Annotated in this window: 17 protein-coding genes and 5 pseudogenes; 11 read left to right on the top strand and 11 right to left on the bottom strand. The window is 35.4% G+C overall.

Annotated elements, in window-relative coordinates; all coding sequences use genetic code 11:
- Positions 1-4 precede the first annotated feature (4 nt).
- The 3 genes and pseudogenes from NBW39_RS06265 to NBW39_RS06255 form a co-directional block, all read right to left on the bottom strand.
- Positions 5-112 (bottom strand): annotated as a pseudogene (locus NBW39_RS06265) (IS5/IS1182 family transposase); the annotation flags it as partial.
- A 58-nt stretch (positions 113-170) separates the two neighbouring features.
- Positions 171-567, bottom strand: a pseudogene (locus tag NBW39_RS06260) (IS66 family transposase); the annotation flags it as partial.
- Between the two features lie 303 nt (positions 568-870).
- On the bottom strand, positions 871-1335 hold the full coding sequence (locus tag NBW39_RS06255) for a transposase (protein ID WP_250294926.1): 465 nt from the start codon (positions 1333-1335) through the stop codon (positions 871-873).
- A 117-nt stretch (positions 1336-1452) separates the two neighbouring features.
- Between NBW39_RS06255 and NBW39_RS06250 the strand changes: the two are divergent.
- The 3 genes and pseudogenes from NBW39_RS06250 to NBW39_RS06240 form a co-directional block, all read left to right on the top strand.
- Positions 1453-2213: pseudogene (locus NBW39_RS06250) on the top strand (IS982 family transposase); the annotation flags it as partial.
- A 216-nt stretch (positions 2214-2429) separates the two neighbouring features.
- Positions 2430-2768, top strand: a complete 339-nt coding sequence (locus NBW39_RS06245; RefSeq protein WP_250294925.1) for an IS110 family transposase — start codon at positions 2430-2432, stop codon at positions 2766-2768.
- Positions 2769-2940: 172 nt separating this feature from the next.
- Positions 2941-3291 carry an IS110 family transposase gene (locus NBW39_RS06240; RefSeq protein WP_250294924.1) on the top strand — a complete coding sequence of 117 codons (351 nt, stop codon included), beginning with the start codon at positions 2941-2943 and terminating at the stop codon, positions 3289-3291.
- Between the two features lie 390 nt (positions 3292-3681).
- Here the strand turns inward: NBW39_RS06240 and NBW39_RS06235 are convergent, their stop codons facing one another.
- The 4 genes from NBW39_RS06235 to NBW39_RS06225 form a co-directional block, all read right to left on the bottom strand.
- Positions 3682-5475 (bottom strand): reverse transcriptase/maturase family protein, encoded by a 1794-nt coding sequence (locus tag NBW39_RS06235; protein ID WP_250294750.1) that lies wholly within the window; start codon positions 5473-5475, stop codon positions 3682-3684.
- A gap of 557 nt (positions 5476-6032) precedes the next feature.
- Complete coding sequence (gene ltrA / locus NBW39_RS06230) at positions 6033-7280, bottom strand: group II intron reverse transcriptase/maturase (RefSeq protein ID WP_250294718.1); 1248 nt, start codon at positions 7278-7280, stop codon at positions 6033-6035.
- A gap of 43 nt (positions 7281-7323) precedes the next feature.
- Positions 7324-7446, bottom strand: coding sequence for a hypothetical protein (locus tag NBW39_RS08740; protein ID WP_256466289.1), 123 nt, complete (start codon positions 7444-7446; stop codon positions 7324-7326).
- Positions 7447-7781: 335 nt separating this feature from the next.
- Complete coding sequence (locus NBW39_RS06225; RefSeq protein ID WP_250294923.1) at positions 7782-7994, bottom strand: hypothetical protein; 213 nt, start codon at positions 7992-7994, stop codon at positions 7782-7784.
- Between the two features lie 48 nt (positions 7995-8042).
- Here NBW39_RS06225 and NBW39_RS06220 point away from each other — a divergent pair.
- Positions 8043-8902, top strand: a protein-coding gene (locus NBW39_RS06220; protein ID WP_250294642.1) for an IS630 family transposase whose coding sequence is annotated in 2 segments (ribosomal slippage) — positions 8043-8367 and positions 8367-8902 — 861 coding nt in all. Because the reading frame shifts where the segments join, the coding sequence is not laid out codon by codon here.
- Between the two features lie 28 nt (positions 8903-8930).
- Here the strand turns inward: NBW39_RS06220 and NBW39_RS06215 are convergent.
- The 4 genes and pseudogenes from NBW39_RS06215 to purE form a co-directional block, all read right to left on the bottom strand.
- Positions 8931-9134 (bottom strand): annotated as a pseudogene (locus tag NBW39_RS06215) (IS110 family transposase); the annotation flags it as partial.
- Positions 9135-9145: 11 nt separating this feature from the next.
- Positions 9146-10125 (bottom strand): annotated as a pseudogene (locus NBW39_RS06210) (IS630 family transposase).
- Between the two features lie 759 nt (positions 10126-10884).
- The gene (mutL, locus tag NBW39_RS06205) at positions 10885-12726 is read right to left on the bottom strand and encodes a DNA mismatch repair endonuclease MutL (protein WP_250294922.1); all 1842 of its coding nucleotides are present in this window, start codon (positions 12724-12726) and stop codon (positions 10885-10887) included.
- Between the two features lie 7 nt (positions 12727-12733).
- The gene (gene purE / locus NBW39_RS06200; RefSeq protein WP_250294921.1) at positions 12734-13225 is read right to left on the bottom strand and encodes a 5-(carboxyamino)imidazole ribonucleotide mutase; all 492 of its coding nucleotides are present in this window, start codon (positions 13223-13225) and stop codon (positions 12734-12736) included.
- A 428-nt stretch (positions 13226-13653) separates the two neighbouring features.
- On the opposite strand from purE, the gene NBW39_RS06195 reads away from it, so the two are divergent.
- The 7 genes from NBW39_RS06195 to NBW39_RS06165 are packed head-to-tail and all read left to right on the top strand — an operon-like array spanning position 13654 to position 16238.
- Positions 13654-13950, top strand: coding sequence for a helix-turn-helix domain-containing protein (locus tag NBW39_RS06195; protein ID WP_250295775.1), 297 nt, complete (start codon positions 13654-13656; stop codon positions 13948-13950).
- Positions 13951-14010: 60 nt separating this feature from the next.
- Positions 14011-14406, top strand: coding sequence for a DNA-directed RNA polymerase subunit omega (gene rpoZ / locus NBW39_RS06190; protein WP_250294920.1), 396 nt, complete (start codon positions 14011-14013; stop codon positions 14404-14406).
- A gap of 28 nt (positions 14407-14434) precedes the next feature.
- Complete coding sequence (locus tag NBW39_RS06185; protein WP_320109922.1) at positions 14435-14680, top strand: monovalent cation/H+ antiporter complex subunit F; 246 nt, start codon at positions 14435-14437, stop codon at positions 14678-14680.
- Positions 14681-14686: 6 nt separating this feature from the next.
- The gene (mnhG, locus tag NBW39_RS06180; protein ID WP_250294919.1) at positions 14687-14974 is read left to right on the top strand and encodes a monovalent cation/H(+) antiporter subunit G; all 288 of its coding nucleotides are present in this window, start codon (positions 14687-14689) and stop codon (positions 14972-14974) included.
- A 1-nt stretch (position 14975) separates the two neighbouring features.
- Complete coding sequence (locus tag NBW39_RS06175) at positions 14976-15503, top strand: DUF4040 domain-containing protein (protein WP_250294918.1); 528 nt, start codon at positions 14976-14978, stop codon at positions 15501-15503.
- Positions 15496-15915: a Na(+)/H(+) antiporter subunit B gene (locus NBW39_RS06170; RefSeq protein WP_250294917.1), complete on the top strand. Its 420-nt coding sequence runs from the start codon at positions 15496-15498 to the stop codon at positions 15913-15915. Before NBW39_RS06175 ends, NBW39_RS06170 begins: the two co-directional genes overlap by 8 nt.
- Positions 15912-16238: a cation:proton antiporter subunit C gene (locus NBW39_RS06165; protein ID WP_250294916.1), complete on the top strand. Its 327-nt coding sequence runs from the start codon at positions 15912-15914 to the stop codon at positions 16236-16238. The genes NBW39_RS06170 and NBW39_RS06165 overlap by 4 nt, the downstream gene beginning before the upstream one ends.

The following is a 16238-nucleotide window of genomic DNA, read 5'->3' as shown; positions in this document are numbered from 1 at the left end:
AGGTATACAAATCAAGTTTTCTTGGTTTTGTTTTCTTCCTACTACTCTCCAGAATTGATCTGATTTTTTCAAATTGTTCTCGACTTATGTCACTTGGGTATAAATTTCTCATATATCCTTATTCATATACATCATCTCATAGTTTATCACTTTTTTGAGATTATGAACAGGTTCTTATAAAACCCACTTAGTGCTGCAACTACTGACTTAACTCTAGGACCAAAGGTATCAGCCTTCTGGTAATTTGCTACTCCTTCTTTTTCCGCATTTACGACAGCGCCCATGCTCTAATTGATACTCAACTACGTAAGCTGGTAAATCAACTTTTTGATAGACATATGGTTTTTCTGATATTGTGATTTCTTCACCACACTCGCATCTATTTGGTAACTCTACCTTCACTACCTCATCTGCTTCCATTTTAGCTCGGCAATTTCCCTTATGTCCAACTTGACCACCTATCTTTCTATTACTTTCTGACTTATCTTCGAATGTATCTTTTTTTATTTTATATAGCTCTTTAGAAGTTGGTATTGATGAATTCCTTGAATTTAGACCAAGTTCTCTAATTGCACATAAGTCAACAATAATTTTTACACAAATCAAAATAGCATATTTCCTCCATAATCTTTAATAATTTTACATAGATTAAGTAGCATGCTTCCATGGTTCTCTCCGCGGTCTGATATGACAACAAATTTGTCAAGCCGCATTATACTTGTTAGGCGGAAGTGGACGGCAACATGTGTTTTCCGAAGTCTAAAAGCTTCACCCAACGGTCTTGCTTATCCCTTCCATCGGCATTGCTATCTTTACTCTACATAAAATTATATACTTTCTTGCATTTATTGATAACAAAACTCTGTTTTGCTAACCAACATCCGATGCATGATTACAGACAACTTCCGCGCTACAGCAATAATTGCTTTCTTCATACCCTTCTTTTTTGCAACCCCAGCTTTTCAATTTAAATGTCCTTTTACATCTTGTTAGTAAGGATTGTGCAGCTTCGTACAACATACTTCTACATTCCATGGGACCCATTTTTGATATACTACCATGTCGGTCAACTTCTCCAGAAGCATATTGCCTAGGTGTCAACCCCATATATGCTCCAACTGCATCAGATTTCTCAAACCTATGTGGATCATCTATTGTAGCTTTGAATGTCATTGCCACTATAATACCAACACCTGGAGCAGTAGTTAACAATTTGCAATCTTCATCTTTTTCGCCTTGTTCTGAAAGTATTTTGTCAAGCTTCCTTATTGATTCTTCCATTGTTTCCAAACTGCAAACTAATGCTTCTATTGAACTCCTACTGATTTCATCCAAATTATTTATTGCCTCTTGTATTCTTAAAACCCCAGTTGCGGATTAGAAGTCAGTGAAAAAGATAGGAAAATAGGGTAAACTCCGGAAACATATTATCAAAAAATAGAGAGGTTACCCATGAATAAAAATGTAACAGAATTATTTTGCTTTGTAGACGATTTTTGCAAGGCTATAAACAAAAATTTCGCAGAAAAACTCCTGCCAAACAGTAAAAAACCTACCAGAACGGCAGAGATTACGCATTCTGAAATTCTTACTATAATTTTACTTTATCAACAATCTAGATGTGAGGACTTTAAATCTTTCTATACATATTATTTGAAAGCACTATATGGATCTGAGTTTCAAAATTTGCCAACATATAGTAGATTTATTAGGCTAAAACCGAGGGTTTTATGGTATTTAGTGCTCTTGTTAAAGTGAGCAGTCAAAAGTGACCGGAATTTCGTACATAGATGCAACGTCTATCGCTGTTTGCCATCCAAAAAGAATCTCAAGAAACAAAGTTTTCAAAGGATTGGCGGAGCTTGGAAAGACTACATACGGCTGGTTTTTTGGTTTCAAATTGCATATGGTAATCAATGAAACTGGCGAAATTCAAGGAGTTACACTGACTAAAGGTAACGTTGACGACAGAAAACCAGTACCAAAATTAACTGAAAAACTGACCGGTCTTTTGTTTGGTGATAAGGGCTATATAAAGAAAGAGCTCTTTGCAAAACTCTTCGATAGAGCTCGTTACCAAAGTAAAAAAAGGTATGAAAAACACATTAATGCTGCTTGAAGAAAAGATTTTTTTAGGAAAAAGGTCGATTATTGAAACAGTTTTTGGCTACCTAAAAGACAGACTTGAGCTTGAGCATTCGAGGCATAGATCTTATATGTTGAAATTAAGTCTTTATAAGTATTAAGAAGTAGTAATATAAAGATGTATAGAGAAGAGGAACCGCCATAGATCTTGGTCATAAGGACCGTATTGGAGCAAGGTTCTCTTCTCTTAGGTTTTATACTGAAAGTTCCGAACAACTGATTGAGCTTTTAGGCTCGTATATAAGACTGGAAAATGCAGTATATGTTATTATTACGGAGGAATTATGAATTCATCAAACATTATTGCTGGCATTGATGTTAGCAAAAGTAAATTAGATATCCACATTCACCCATTTGGACATTATAAAACGTTTGAAAACAGTATACAAGCCATCGATAAAACACTAGACTTTTTACGTTTGCATAATGTAACCAAAGTTGGTCTTGAGGCAACCGGCGGATACGAAAAATTATGCGCATATACTTTACTAAGCAATGGTTTTGAGGTGTACGTCATTCAACCTAGATGGGTTAGAGACTATGCTAAAAGCCTTGGTATTACTACAAAAACTAGACTGCAGCACGTTATATTAATAACACAGATATGCGTGCTACTCCCTTAACAGTTGGTAATAGTAATATTGATTGCTTGAAACAAAAATTATCTCGTAGAAACCAGCTAGTAGAAATAGCAAAAATACAAAAAACCAACAGGTAACTGATACATCTATAATCAAGCAGATAGAAGATCTTCTTGCAATTTTACACAATCAAATAAAAACTTTAGAAGATGAAATGATTACATTTATCGATCAAAACCAAGACCTTGCAAAAAAATACATATCAATAACCAGTATACCAGGTATAAGTAAAATCACAGCCCTAACTTTGATCTGCTATTTACCTGAATTTGGAACTCTTCAAGAAAAACAAATATCTAGCCTTGTCGGACTTGCGCCTTTTAATCGAGATAGTGGTTTTAGTAGAGGAAAAAGGTGCATTCAGGGAGGTAGATCACAAATCAGGAAAGTTTTACACATGTGTATTCTCAGTGCACAAAAAGTTAATTCTTATATCAAACCTTTCTTTACTAGATTATATAATCAATATAAAAAGCCATATAAATTGCTTCCACTGCTGCTATGAGGAAATTGCTTATTCTTGCTAACTCTTTAGTCAGAGATGACAGGGTTTTTACTGAGGAATATAGTCCTAAGACTGCTTCTATATAGTAATAGCGTAGCTGTGAATAAGTACGCCCACACAAATCTTAAGTACTTATTCACAGCTACATCAATTTTCCTATTGACTTTTAACACAACTGCTCCAATAAATTTTTTGGTGCACATCTTTTCTACATTAGTTTCATATTCCATGAAGCCTGGAGAGTAGACCGGCGGAACTTCCCCACCAGTCTCTCGCAGAACTGTACGTAAAGTAGAGTAGGCAGCCAGCGAGTTACTATTAAGCACTTTTCCAACAGCCTCTCTCCGAACCACGCATGACCGTTTCCGTATCACGTGGCTCTCCAATAATCTAACGTTTTAAGGAATCACCATCATATTTCCCATATTGGATTTTCTTATGGCATTCATGACAAACAACAAGAGTTTTTCTCTGTCGTTCAATCATTCTTTTCTTCCATTCAGGTAGTTCAACATTACTCTTACTTCGTAGATCAGCAAGTTTACGTACATGGTGTACCTCAATCTGCTCTTGTGATTTACATAATTCACAAGTTTGTGCCAATAGTCTTTGCTCTATTTCACTACGCTTATTCCATATTGGTATAAGGTTATCACTTATGCTTACCCATTTATTCCATTTTAGCGACACAGCACCAAAGTGTGTAATTAATGGTATCTTTGATGGTAAACGATCTACTCTGATTTGGATGACTTTTCGTTTTTCACCTTCATCGTTTTCAATCATCGCACCAAATTTTCTATAAATTTTCCTGCAAGTTGTTTTGTATTTAGATGCTAAAGTCTTTACTAATGATACTTCCATCACATACTTCAGATAACTTAGTGTGTGAAGGTTGTAGGCCATTTTGTAGTATTGTACAATTCCTCGATATTCAGTTTGATACTGAGCAACAATACTGTAAGCTGTATCAATTGTACGTTGAGGTAAATGTATAGGCTTTCCACAACGCATATATTCAGAACACTTTTTCTGCTTTATATGGTGTGGTACACGTAAGCCAACACTACCGTTAATACACCGCTGTGTCCGATGATCATGTTTATCATCTGCATGCAAGACGTGTATTTCATAACCCAAAAAATTGGCTTTGCTATCACATGCGTGTGTAATAAGCGTTTTATCTTCATTAAGCATAAGTTTGAGCTCCTCATTGAGGAATCTAGCAATCTCATTTTTAATTTGTTCAGCTTCATTTTTTGGTCCTGCAAACCCTACCAGAACATCATCAGCATACCTAACATACCAAAGACGTCGATAATTTTGATCACAAGAGTCCTTAGATGGCATACTCTGCACTAATTGGCGCAGTTGCCTTACTTGCTCCCAATTCCCTTGTTTTCTCATCATCGATACTTGCTTGGTTAACCTTAAATATTTTGGGTTTGTCCTTCTTCGCTTACCTCGGTTATTTGCTGGTATTAATGTATGTTCCACATGTTTATCTAACCGATCGAGTAATATGTTACTCAGAATTGGACCAATAATAGAGCCCTGTGGTACTCCACTGTGACTCTTATTGTACTTCCAATTTTCCATATATCCTGCTTTTAGCAGTCGATTGATTAGTTGGATAAAACGGTTGTCTTGAAAGCTTTCACTCAGTATTTTTAACAATATGGTATGATCAATTGAGTCATAACATGCTCTGAGATCCCCTTCTATAAACCATTTTGTACCTCTGCCTTTTTGCGTTACTGCTTTTAATGCAGTATGGCATCCACGCTTTGGCCGGAATCCATGTGAACACTCACTAAATTTAGACTCATAATAGGCTTCCAATATTAATCGGATTACTTCTTGAAGTAACTTGTTTGACCATGTTGGCAATCCTAACGGCCTTCGTTTACCGCTCTTCTTTAAAATGTAGATACGTTTTACTGGTATCCATCGATATCGTTCATAGCGTAAATCCTCTATGATTTTATCAATTTTCTCCAAAGACATACCATTAACTGTTTCAGCAGTTACACCTTCTGTCATAGCACCTTTATTACGACAAAGTTTACCATACGCTTGAAGGTAAAGATCACGCTGATAAAGTAGGCGATATACGTTTTTAACCGGCAGATTTCTTTGTCCGCGTTCACGTATAATGTTAAGTATTGTTTCAGCTTTCCGCATCTTGCGTACCTCCCAATTTCAACATTCAATTATCTGTCACCCTTTGCCCTGTATGTGGCTCTCCCACATTCCCCGGTGGTTCGTTACTTCCACGACTACTACGATGACTCCGTAACCATAGAACTCGCGTTCCTTAGGTCATCCCATGTTCCGTCACTAAGAACTGTTCTAGATCAACTTAGGTTTTCCATTCATCCTCTTAAATAAGTTCACTACTTATCGTTCTACAGCCAGAATGTCGCACAAACGAAAGTTTAATCTGTGCTTACTGTAGACATGGGGTTTTAAATGTGATACCCATGGATGTGAAGTCCCACCCCTGAAGATTAGAATTCAAGCAGTTTAGCTTTAACCATATTGATCAGGTGTTGCAAGCCGTTATCTTACACATCTTCAGACAACTCTCGCTTTACATACATGCTCTTGTCCTCCTCCCCTTTCGGGTTAAAGTTAGTTGTTCACCTCGAGGCCATTTATTCTGAACCCCGCTTAGCTCTGCTAAGTATTTCTTAATGCGTGCCACGGCGCACCCTCTCGATTTATACAGCTCCCGTTATTCAGCCTTTTGATCCCAATCCTAGTGTCCAGTGATAGAAAATATTTGGAGACCTCTTTCTCACTTTTGCTAGAAATTGCTTTGCTAGTCTTCCATGATTTCGAAGTTTCTTATATTTGGCTCTGACCCATCCTACTAGGTGCCACTCTACATTTCTGAGAGATGGATACATCTCTGATTTATAAAACCTGCCATAGTACTGATACCAGCCTCGGACTATAGGATTTATTTTCTTTGATATTTTCTCTAGTGTTGTATATGTTTGCCTACGTATTTTCCATGACCTTATGGTTTGGTTGATCTTCTTCTTGGCTTTGTTGCTAATTGCAGGTAGAAATGAGACAAAATAGTTTCCTATTTTATTGTTCTTTGCCAGTCTAGGTCTGAACGTGTAACCCAGAAAGTCAAAGCTCTGTATTGGAAACTCATCTCTCCTATTGTCATCCTTACAGTACACTATTTGTGTCTTTTCAGGATGTAATTTTAGCTTAAACTCAGCCAATCTTTCTTCGATCTTGTCTTTTATGAATTTTGCCTGTCTCTGGGTTTTACAGTGCACCATTGCATCATCTACATATCTCTCAAATGGTATTGTTGGGTAGTTTTGCCTCATCCACATATCAAATGCATGATGCATAAATATGTTAGAAATGATTGGGCTTACAGAACCTCCTTGTGGAACTCCCTTATTCCTAACTACCTTACTGCCATCTGCTAGTTGAATCGGGGCTTTCATCCACCTTTCCACGTACAGTATGACCCACTTGCAATCTGTATGCTTCTTGATAGTTTGCAGTGCTAACACATGATCCAGATTGTCGAAAAATCCAGAAATATCAAGATCTATCGTCCAATCACTTCTCCAACATCTCTTACACGCTGTACTTACCGCATCCAGTGCAGACTTGTTTGGTCTATAACCATACGAATCTTCGTGAAATTCCTGCTCTACTAACGGTTCGAGATACATAGTAGCTGCTGTTTGCCCTATCCTGTCGAATACTGAAGGAACACATAAAGTTCTTTGTCCTCCTGTATCTTTTGGTATCGCAACAGCTTTTACTGGTTCTGGAAAATAACTTCCGGATGACATCCGATTCCACAGTTTGTATAGATTATCTTTTAGATTTTCTTCAAACTTTGTTATCGAGACCTCATCTACACCTGCCGCACCTCTGTTTTTGGATACTTGTTTATAAGCTTTCCAAATCAGTTGCTTTGGTATGTCAAAAGATTTTGTTTTATTCATTAACTCTTCCCTTTCGGTTGATAAATAATTAAAACTAAATAACTCAGCCCCTTCGCTCCATTTCCATTACAAAAACTTCTTCACTACTACGAGCTAATCCGCCCCTGTTTTTCGCATCAGTACTCTCTTCCTTAGAGTTCAGCTCCTTGGACTTCTCCCTTATCATCGAAACGACAGGTTCCCATAGTTCCACACAATAGCCTGAAATAGGTTCATGCCACCTATATGCCGGATGCCACCTACCCAGTAGACAAGTTCCCGATAGGCTTATCCCAAGTTACTTTTTCTCCCCTGGTTTTGACATCATCGCATTACCTTTCGACGTGTAATCAGTGGTTCACTTGCGTTCATCTCTCTATTTCACACATGACGCATAATTACGCCTTTTCCATAACGCTCACTACCTTGGCTCTTTACCAAAGCAGCTTATGGTTGTTTGAAGCCTGCTCTTGTAAACCGGCTCCGAGGGGCCCACCCTCATCTATTGTGCAGCTTTCGCACTTAGTTTGCTCTTTCCTGAACATTCCTTGTGTCTCTACGGCACACAAAAAGCCCTGTATTTCTAGATTTTACTATATTGATTAATCCGCAACTGGGGTTTAAAGCAAAAGTTTCAAATTTTGATCCTTTACCAAGCTTTATTCCATGTATCTTCAATAACCCTCTTATTGTTCCGACAATTTGCTGTTTGCTGCATATTATAGTACTTTTCATAATAGTCCAAATAAGGTAAAATAAGGATTTGTAGTAGTGAAGGTAGGTATGCCAGCAGCATATAGTTATGACTTAAGGAAAAAAGCAATGGAAGCTCTAGACGAGGGAGAAAGCAGAGAAACAGTGGCAGCAAGATTTAAAATTGGACGAACTACTTTGTGGGAGTGGCAGCAAAGAAGAAAAGAAACAGGTGACTTTCAATCAAAAAAACTTGGAAATGGAGGTTACAATCACAAAATTACCGACTGGGATGCCTTTGCTAAATTTGCCAGAGAAAACGGAGGAAAGACTCTATTGGAAATGGCTAAACTTTGGAGCAACGTTAGTATCCAAACTATCCACCGAGCCCTGAAAAAAATTGGATTTACACGCAAAAAAAGACCTATGGGTACAAGGAAAGAAGCGAAGAAAAACGTGCTAAATTCTTGAAAATTATAGCAACAAAAGAACCTAAAAACTTAGTGTATATAGATGAGTCTGGCATTGACAACACTGAAGACTACCCCTATGGATATTGTCAGAAGGGACAGCGGTTTTATGCCCTAAAATCTGGGAAGAAAACTCAACGAATCAGTATGATTGCAGCTTTAAGTGAAAGAAAAATAGTTGCTCCATTAACCTTTGAAGGCCACTGTAATATGGATATTTTTAATGGATGGTTTGAGCAATTTTTGATACCGACCTTGGAACCTGGACAAACTGTCATTCTTGACAATGCTACTTTTCATAAGTCTGATAAGATCATTAAGCTTGCTAAAGGGATTGGTGCAGAAATTTTGTATCTGCCACCGTATTCTCCAGATTTTAACAAAATTGAACATCATTGGTTTGCTATAAAAAACAGAGTCAGGAAAAACATTCCTCTATTCAAGTCTTTTCGTCATGCTGTTGATTCTGCCTTTCTATGATCTGTTCGGATTATTATGAGAAGTGCTATAACTGCCTTCTACTTCCAAGTACTACTTTCATTTGACAAGATTCATCTGATTTTACTAACACTTCTTTGTATAGCCCAACTCTCATCATTTGAGCTATACCTCTTGCGTCATTTTTATCATTCTTATTGATTCTTGCAGACAACGCTGCTGCCATATGCCTTGCATCCACACAAATTACTGGCAATCCAAAACTCCTTATACCAACTCCCCTTACTAAGTGAACAAATAAGAGACATTGCAAACTTGTTTAATTGTAGCAGGGGAAAGATCGACAATAAATTTGCACAAAACATCCTCAAGTAGGCCGATAGTATCGTAGATTTTATTGCGCAAAATATTGTGTTTTATGTATAACCAAAACCTCTCAACGGGATTGAGCTCTGGTGAGTATGGTGGCAAATAAATTATGGTGATATTTTGTGGTACTTTTAAGCTTTTTCCAACTAGCACAATCCATAATTAAAAAGGCCTCTTGAGACTCCAAATCTTTCGACATTTGCTCCAAAAATATGTTCATACAATCAGTGTTTACGTTTGGTGCAAATAGGCTGAAATCTTCTCCACTTCTGGGTTTACAGCACTATAAAGATAGAAATTTTCTCTACCTATTTTCACCTTTACCTGCGTTCTCATACCTTTTTTAAACCATCCATGTCCAACTTTTGAATGCGTTCCAAATCGAGATTCATCGAAGAAAAATACCTCTTTTTGAGGATATGAATTTACTTTCTCATTGAGATTTTTTTTTGAATTCTTCCTGTTTTTTTGGATCTTGTTTATGGTGCATTGGTCGTGGTGTTATGTAGATCTTTTGCATCTCGCTGTGAACTGTAGATTTGCTGATATTTAAGCCAAATTCTTCTAATATCTTCACTTTTACTTCTTTAATAGTAATGTTCGGATTTTCTTCTATCCACATCTCAATTTGCCCGCGTTGACTCTGATTTAGTATACTTTTTCTACGGCGCTCAGGCGGCGCAAACAGTTTTTCTATCCTTCCAAATTTTAGGTCATTCAGTCAATGCGGTTCTCGAGATTTTACACACTCTTGCTACCTCCGATATACTGTGCTTTTTGGCTGCTATTACGGCTTGTAATTTCTTTGAAACATATGCATTATTCCTTACTTTTTTCAACATTTCCTTTGCTAAATCCACAACTTTTTCGTCTAATAATTTTGATACCAATGCCATTCCAAAACTCCATCATTATACTGCCTTAGTATAACCTTCTCACTTCTATTGTCTATTTGTTTGTTATGTAATAGGAATTGGTATGACTTTCATTTTGACTGGCATATTTATCCTTAATCAGTTAAATCGTCATTTTATAATGAATTTAGTCAGTAGCCACCAGATTTTTTCAGTTGCTATGCAACAAAGCCCACTGGGATCCAGGATTTTGACTGTAAACAAGCATACTATACAACATTTTCAATGAAACTGCCAAAAACTGGATTCCAGCGTCACGCGCTGGAATGACACCTTCCGTATAAATATTTAAAAAATTTACCAAATAAAAAAAAGGCAAAAGAAACCCCATGGTTGGCTAATTATCTATATTAACTTTATAAATTGGCGTTTTTTACTCTCAACGCTCCAATTTAGCTACTTTTATAACAAAATTGTAAACATTAAGAAATTTACTAAGCAGAAAAAAGGCAAAAGAAACCCTGTTAGCCAGTTATTCACTATCTATTTTTTAAATTGGCGTTTTTTATTGTCTTAAATGCTTTAATAAGCGCATTTTAGCTTATGTGGGTAAAAACCCGAAAGTTTTATAAAGACATTGAGTTTTTTGTCGTTTTATCTGCACAGACTGAAGATAAATAAATAGCTTCAGTTTTATGATAAGAGGACTGGCAGAGTTTGTCAAGTAGTTTTGCATTTAATCCGTTTCTATGAGCTACTTGGATGACGAGGAAGGAGCACTTACATATTTGTGACAATCTCTTACCTCCTCTCAAACAGTTTTTCAATATCACTGAGTTTCATTTCTATATAAGTTGGTCTTCCATGGTTGCATTGCCCGGAATATGGTGTTTTTTCCATTTGCCTTAGCAGCTCATTCATTTCTTCTAACTTCATTTTCCTGCCTGCTCTAATTGATCCATGACAAGCAACAGTGGCCAATATTTTGTTCACTTTATCTTCTACTGGCAATGTATCTTCTATTTCGGTTAGTCTGTCAATTATGTTAATTAGCATCTCTTTTACATCTATTGCTCCCAAAATTGCAGGGATTTCTTTTACTATCACTTTATTCTCTGATTTGATTTCAATATCAAAACCCATTTCAAATAATTTATCTTGATAGATTTCAATCATCTCCATTCCGGCTTGATTTTTGATTTCAACCGTTTCAGGAAAAAGCAGTTTTTGTCTTTTTATACTTGATTTTTGTTTTAGGCATTCATATACTAGTCTTTCGTGGGCTGCATGCTGATCGACTATAATCAATTTGTCTCTTACCTCGGCAATAATGTAAGTATTATAGATCTGACAGCGTGCAAACCCGAGCGGGTGGCTCTCTATCAAATCAACTTGCTCTAACACCTTTTTTTCTAGAACCATAGTCTCCGCTTGTGATGGAAATTTCTGTATGCCGGTATAATTAAACGATTTTGACTGTTCTGATAAGCCTTTTGCTTTTTCATTTGGAGAGGCAAATTCTTTTATTAGTTGATTTTCAAAAGGACTTGGCCTTCTTTCATTTTGAACATTAGACTTATCAAAAGGATCTGATAATAAACCTTTCAAAAAACCCTCTATCGTATTAGTAGTTTTCTGGTCACTAGCTGGAAAGGTGCCTATCCTTCTTGACAATGCTTTGATTAATCCTCTTGTCACTATCTCATATATGAGCTTCTTATTCTGAAACCTTACTTCTGATTTATTTGGATGCACATTTACATCTACTTGATCATAAGGTATCTCTAAATGTAACGTCGCAAAAGGATACCTATCGCTTGGAATAAAATCATGGTATGCGTACCTAACTGCACCAATAAGTAGATTATCTTTGATTGGCCTTCCATTAACAAACGTATAGATCTGAGTTGACTTACCACGATTGACGGTCGGTTTACAGATGTGTCCTGTAAGTTTAATGCTGTCTTCTTCTTCATTGACCTCCAAAGAACTGCCCTGAAATTCTTCTTCTACTTCACACAATCTATGAAATAACGAAGTCTGCTTAGCGTATTTTAAGAGCTTTTTATTACCTGAAGTGAGAGTAAACCCTATATGATAGTTAATCATTGCTAGGTTATTTACAATATCAACAATGCTTTGAGTTTCTGCTCTTTCGGTTTTTAGAAATTTTAGTCTATTTGGGGTAGCGAAAAACAAATCTCGTACTTCAATATGTGTCCCTTGTGATAAAGGGTAAGGAGTTAGCTCCCCTATTTTCTCTCCACCCTCATAACTTATAGACCACGCCTCACTTGCTCCGTGTGCCTTAGACGATAGCTTTATTCTACTTACTGCAGCAATTGAAGGCAGAGCTTCTCCTCTAAAACCAAGATGCTTGATTTCTATCAACTCACTATCGCTCAATTTTGAAGTAGCATGGCGCATAAATGCGAGCTCTAAATCGTTTTTTTCTACTCCGTTACCATCATCTGTCACAATAATAAGGTTACGCCCACCACTTTCTATTTTGATCTCTATTTCTAAACTTCCAGCATCTATTGCATTTTCCACTAATTCCTTTACTACACTTGCAGGCCTCTCAATTACTTCTCCCGCTGCTATACGGTTTATGGTTTTTGTGTCTAAAAGAATTATTGCCATAGATTTATTATGAAACTGGTTTTTCTTTTACTTCTTTGGTCTGTTTCTCTCTCCACTTTTTTAACCTACCTGCAATTTCACTGTTGGAAATTGACAATATAGATGCGGCGGTAATGGCAGCATTATATGCTCCACTTTCTCCTATAGACATGGTTGCAACTGGAACACCCTTTGGCATTTGAACTATAGAGAGTAGACTGTCCAGCCCATTTAATTGTTTACTATGCACAGGAACACCTATAACAGGTAGACAAGTTAGTGATGCAACCATACCAGGTAAATGAGCTGCACCTCCTGCACCAGCTATAATAATCTTAAAACCTTCTTCTTGTGCAGATTTAGCAAAATTGAAGAGCCTTTCTGGTGTTCTATGTGCAGATATTATGAATATGTCATGTGAAACTTCTAATGCTTTTAACATATCGACGGTATGGACCATAGTGGTGTAATCTGACTCGCTTCCCATAATAACAGCAACATCTTTTTTTATTTTTGTCATATTCAACACGACTTTACTTACTAACTAAATAATATTCCAACTAAAAAGCAACAAATATTTAAATTATATTATAAATATAATATATAGCATTCTCGTTAAAATAGAAATTTTAAAAATTTAAATAAATGTCTATATTTAAGGTATAGGAATATAAATTTCTTATATAAAATGAATTTATAAAATAGTTGTTTTAAGCTTTATAATTTTAGCTTGTTTTTTCTGTAAATGATTTTTTCAGATAGGCTGATAGTAAAATGATAATTTAAAATTACTAGAAATTTGATTAAAATATTGATATATAATCAACTAAAGTTTTAAATATTGATATCATATAATTATTGACAAGTCATATGATATTAATATCTTGGTGTATTAAACATTATAACATAATATTTAATAAAGTTAATTGATATGTGAGTGTAAAAATTATGGAAATAATATCGTTAAATAACTTAGACAGTGTAGGAACAAAAACAAAGTTGCTTTATATAATAAATAAAATTATAGAAAAAAATGCTTGGACTCAGGCTTTTGCAGCTGAGAAACTTGGTATTGATCAGCCAAAAGTATCACAAATTAAAAATGGTAAAATAGATGGTTTTTCTTTAGAGCGATTGTTAGGATTTCTAAAAAAACTTGATCATGAAATAACAATCACGATGACAGAAAGCCAAGAAATAAAATCTGAGGCAGAAAAAGTAAAATATGAAGTTGAATCGCAATAGATACAAAGTTGACAACTTGTTTTTTGTGGTATAGTATAAAACTTATTAAGGTAGTATTTTATGGTTGAGTCTGTTGTAGAAAAATGTACAGAACAGGTAAGTAACCGCTTCAAATTGGTTCTGTTGGCAAGTCAAAGAACACATGATTTAAATACAGGGGCGAGTAATCCAGTTCAAACAGCTCAGTTTAAAGACCATAAAAATACCATAGTTTCCTTGCATGAAATAGCAGAAAAACAGGCAGATACTCATGAGCTGTTTAACCTTTTGGTAGGTAGATGCAAGGAGTACATGAAAGGAAATATGAATAATGTTTACAGCAGTAATACAAGTAAGCTAGCGAATTTATTAGATTTTTCTGATAACACAGGTCTTAATGTAAGTCAAGAAAGCCAAGATTACGAAGTGGATGATGAAATAAATGATCAAAATGGCGATGAAGAAATATCCGTTTAAAAATCTACTGAAGTTATATAGTTTTTAAATGATTCACATTGCTATCTATACACTGTTATTCTGTATGAGTGTAATGTTGTGCCGCATAGTGTCTAAGTCAAGTGATGTGTACAATAAGGTTTTAGCGTTCAATAATTTCTCAACGCAAGTAGTTGTACTCATAACAGCAATATCAATCATTCTGAATAATTTTTTTTTAATTGATATAGCATTGTTGTATGCTAGCGTTAGCTTTATATCAACTATAGCACTAATGAGATTAATGTTGTTTTAATAATTTATGATAGGATCCGTTCTTATATTTTTAGGCATTTGTTTAGTAATCATTTCAAGTGTGGGAGTAATTAGATTTCCTGATTTCTATACTAGGTTACATGCAGCAGGTATTACAGATTCTAGCGGTGCAACGTTATTGTTAATTGGTTTTGCTTTGCAGAATGGATTTTCAATCAATACTGTTAAAATAATATTATTAATTCTTATAATATGGGTAACTAGCTCAACTAATAGCTATATTTTAGCGCGCACTTATTATAAAATTAAAAGAAAAGCTGTTAAAGAAGGTTAAGGTGTTAGAAATATTAAATGTGGTGTTACTTTTGTTGTTACTAACAGTTACGGTTTTTATAGTTTTCTCGCGACATTTAGTCGTAAGTGCTGTTCTAATGTGTGTATTTAGTTCACTTATTGCGCTTATATACTTAATTATGAATGCACCTGATGTTGCAATTACTGAAGCTTCTGTTGGTGCGGGGCTCAGTACGGTTTTTACGTTTGCAGCACTCTCCTTGATAAAGAATCATAAAGTAAATCTATCTCATAACCCTATAACGCTTTTTTTTATGTTATTTCTGGCTGTATGTTTGTCATATTTTATGATTCAATTGCCAGATTTTGGCAGCCACAATGCTCCGATCCACTTGCATGTTGCTCCTTATTATGTGGAAAATACCGAAAAAGCTACCGGTATTCCTAATATAGTGACAGCTGTTTTGGCAAGCTTTCGTGGTTATGACACGTTTGGAGAAACTATAGTAGTTTTTACTGCTGCGCTTTGTATAACGTTGATATTAAAAGAAGAAAAAGAAAATGATTAAAGATCCGATATTAAATGCAGTAACATTTTTGATGATACCTTTTATCATTTTATTTGGTTTATACATACAATTTCACGGTGATTACACTCCGGGTGGAGGTTTTCAAGCAGGAATAATTATTGCCTCCGGAATAATATTATATTCAATGCTATTTGGTGTATCTACAACTCTAAAAGCAATACCTTATTCTGTGATTAGATTGACTAACGTGCTCGGTATTTTAATTTATGGAGGAACGGGCGTTGCAACAACTTTACTTGGCCAAAATTTTTTATCTTACGATATCTTGTCAGCCAATAATAGAACCGGTCAAAAATTAGGTATTTTTTTTGTGGAATTAGGTGTATCATTTACTGTTTGCTCCTCTATGTTAATTATATATATAAATTTTGCTCGTAGGAAAAAACAATGACTTTATATAATTATACAATTATTATTATATTAATGGTGCTAGGTTTATATATTATTATAAACGATAAAAATTTAATCAAGAAAATGATAGGGGTAAGCGTCTTCCAAGCATCTGTTTTGTTATTTTATATATCTCTAGGATATATAAAAAATTCCTTGCCTCCTATATTGGTTTCAAATTTTTATTCATATAGCAATCCTATACCCCATGTTTTAATGCTTACTGCTATAGTGGTTGGAATTGCAACATTTTCAGTTGGATTGTCCATAGCAGTAAAAATGGAAGAAAAGTATGGAACAATTGATCAAGACAAGTGTACATAA

The organism is Wolbachia endosymbiont of Oedothorax gibbosus (assembly GCF_936270435.1).
GTDB lineage: Bacteria > Pseudomonadota > Alphaproteobacteria > Rickettsiales > Anaplasmataceae > Wolbachia.
Note: the sequence above shows the minus strand (reverse complement) of the source record. Positions and strands in the feature narration are given on the sequence as shown.

Coding starts and splice junctions, on each gene's coding strand:
- NBW39_RS06245 (WP_250294925.1), top strand. CDS start 2,430: ATGAATTCATCAAACATTATTGCTGGCATTGATGTTAGCAAAAGTAAA.
- NBW39_RS06240 (WP_250294924.1), top strand. CDS start 2,941: ATGATTACATTTATCGATCAAAACCAAGACCTTGCAAAAAAATACATA.
- NBW39_RS06235 (WP_250294750.1), bottom strand. CDS start 5,475: ATGCGGAAAGCTGAAACAATACTTAACATTATACGTGAACGCGGACAA.
- ltrA (WP_250294718.1), bottom strand. CDS start 7,280: ATGAATAAAACAAAATCTTTTGACATACCAAAGCAACTGATTTGGAAA.
- NBW39_RS08740 (WP_256466289.1), bottom strand. CDS start 7,446: ATGATAAGGGAGAAGTCCAAGGAGCTGAACTCTAAGGAAGAGAGTACT.
- NBW39_RS06225 (WP_250294923.1), bottom strand. CDS start 7,994: ATGAAAAGTACTATAATATGCAGCAAACAGCAAATTGTCGGAACAATA.
- mutL (WP_250294922.1), bottom strand. CDS start 12,726: ATGGCAATAATTCTTTTAGACACAAAAACCATAAACCGTATAGCAGCG.
- purE (WP_250294921.1), bottom strand. CDS start 13,225: ATGACAAAAATAAAAAAAGATGTTGCTGTTATTATGGGAAGCGAGTCA.
- NBW39_RS06195 (WP_250295775.1), top strand. CDS start 13,654: ATGGAAATAATATCGTTAAATAACTTAGACAGTGTAGGAACAAAAACA.
- rpoZ (WP_250294920.1), top strand. CDS start 14,011: ATGGTTGAGTCTGTTGTAGAAAAATGTACAGAACAGGTAAGTAACCGC.
- NBW39_RS06185 (WP_320109922.1), top strand. CDS start 14,435: ATGATTCACATTGCTATCTATACACTGTTATTCTGTATGAGTGTAATG.
- mnhG (WP_250294919.1), top strand. CDS start 14,687: ATGATAGGATCCGTTCTTATATTTTTAGGCATTTGTTTAGTAATCATT.
- NBW39_RS06170 (WP_250294917.1), top strand. CDS start 15,496: ATGATTAAAGATCCGATATTAAATGCAGTAACATTTTTGATGATACCT.
- NBW39_RS06165 (WP_250294916.1), top strand. CDS start 15,912: ATGACTTTATATAATTATACAATTATTATTATATTAATGGTGCTAGGT.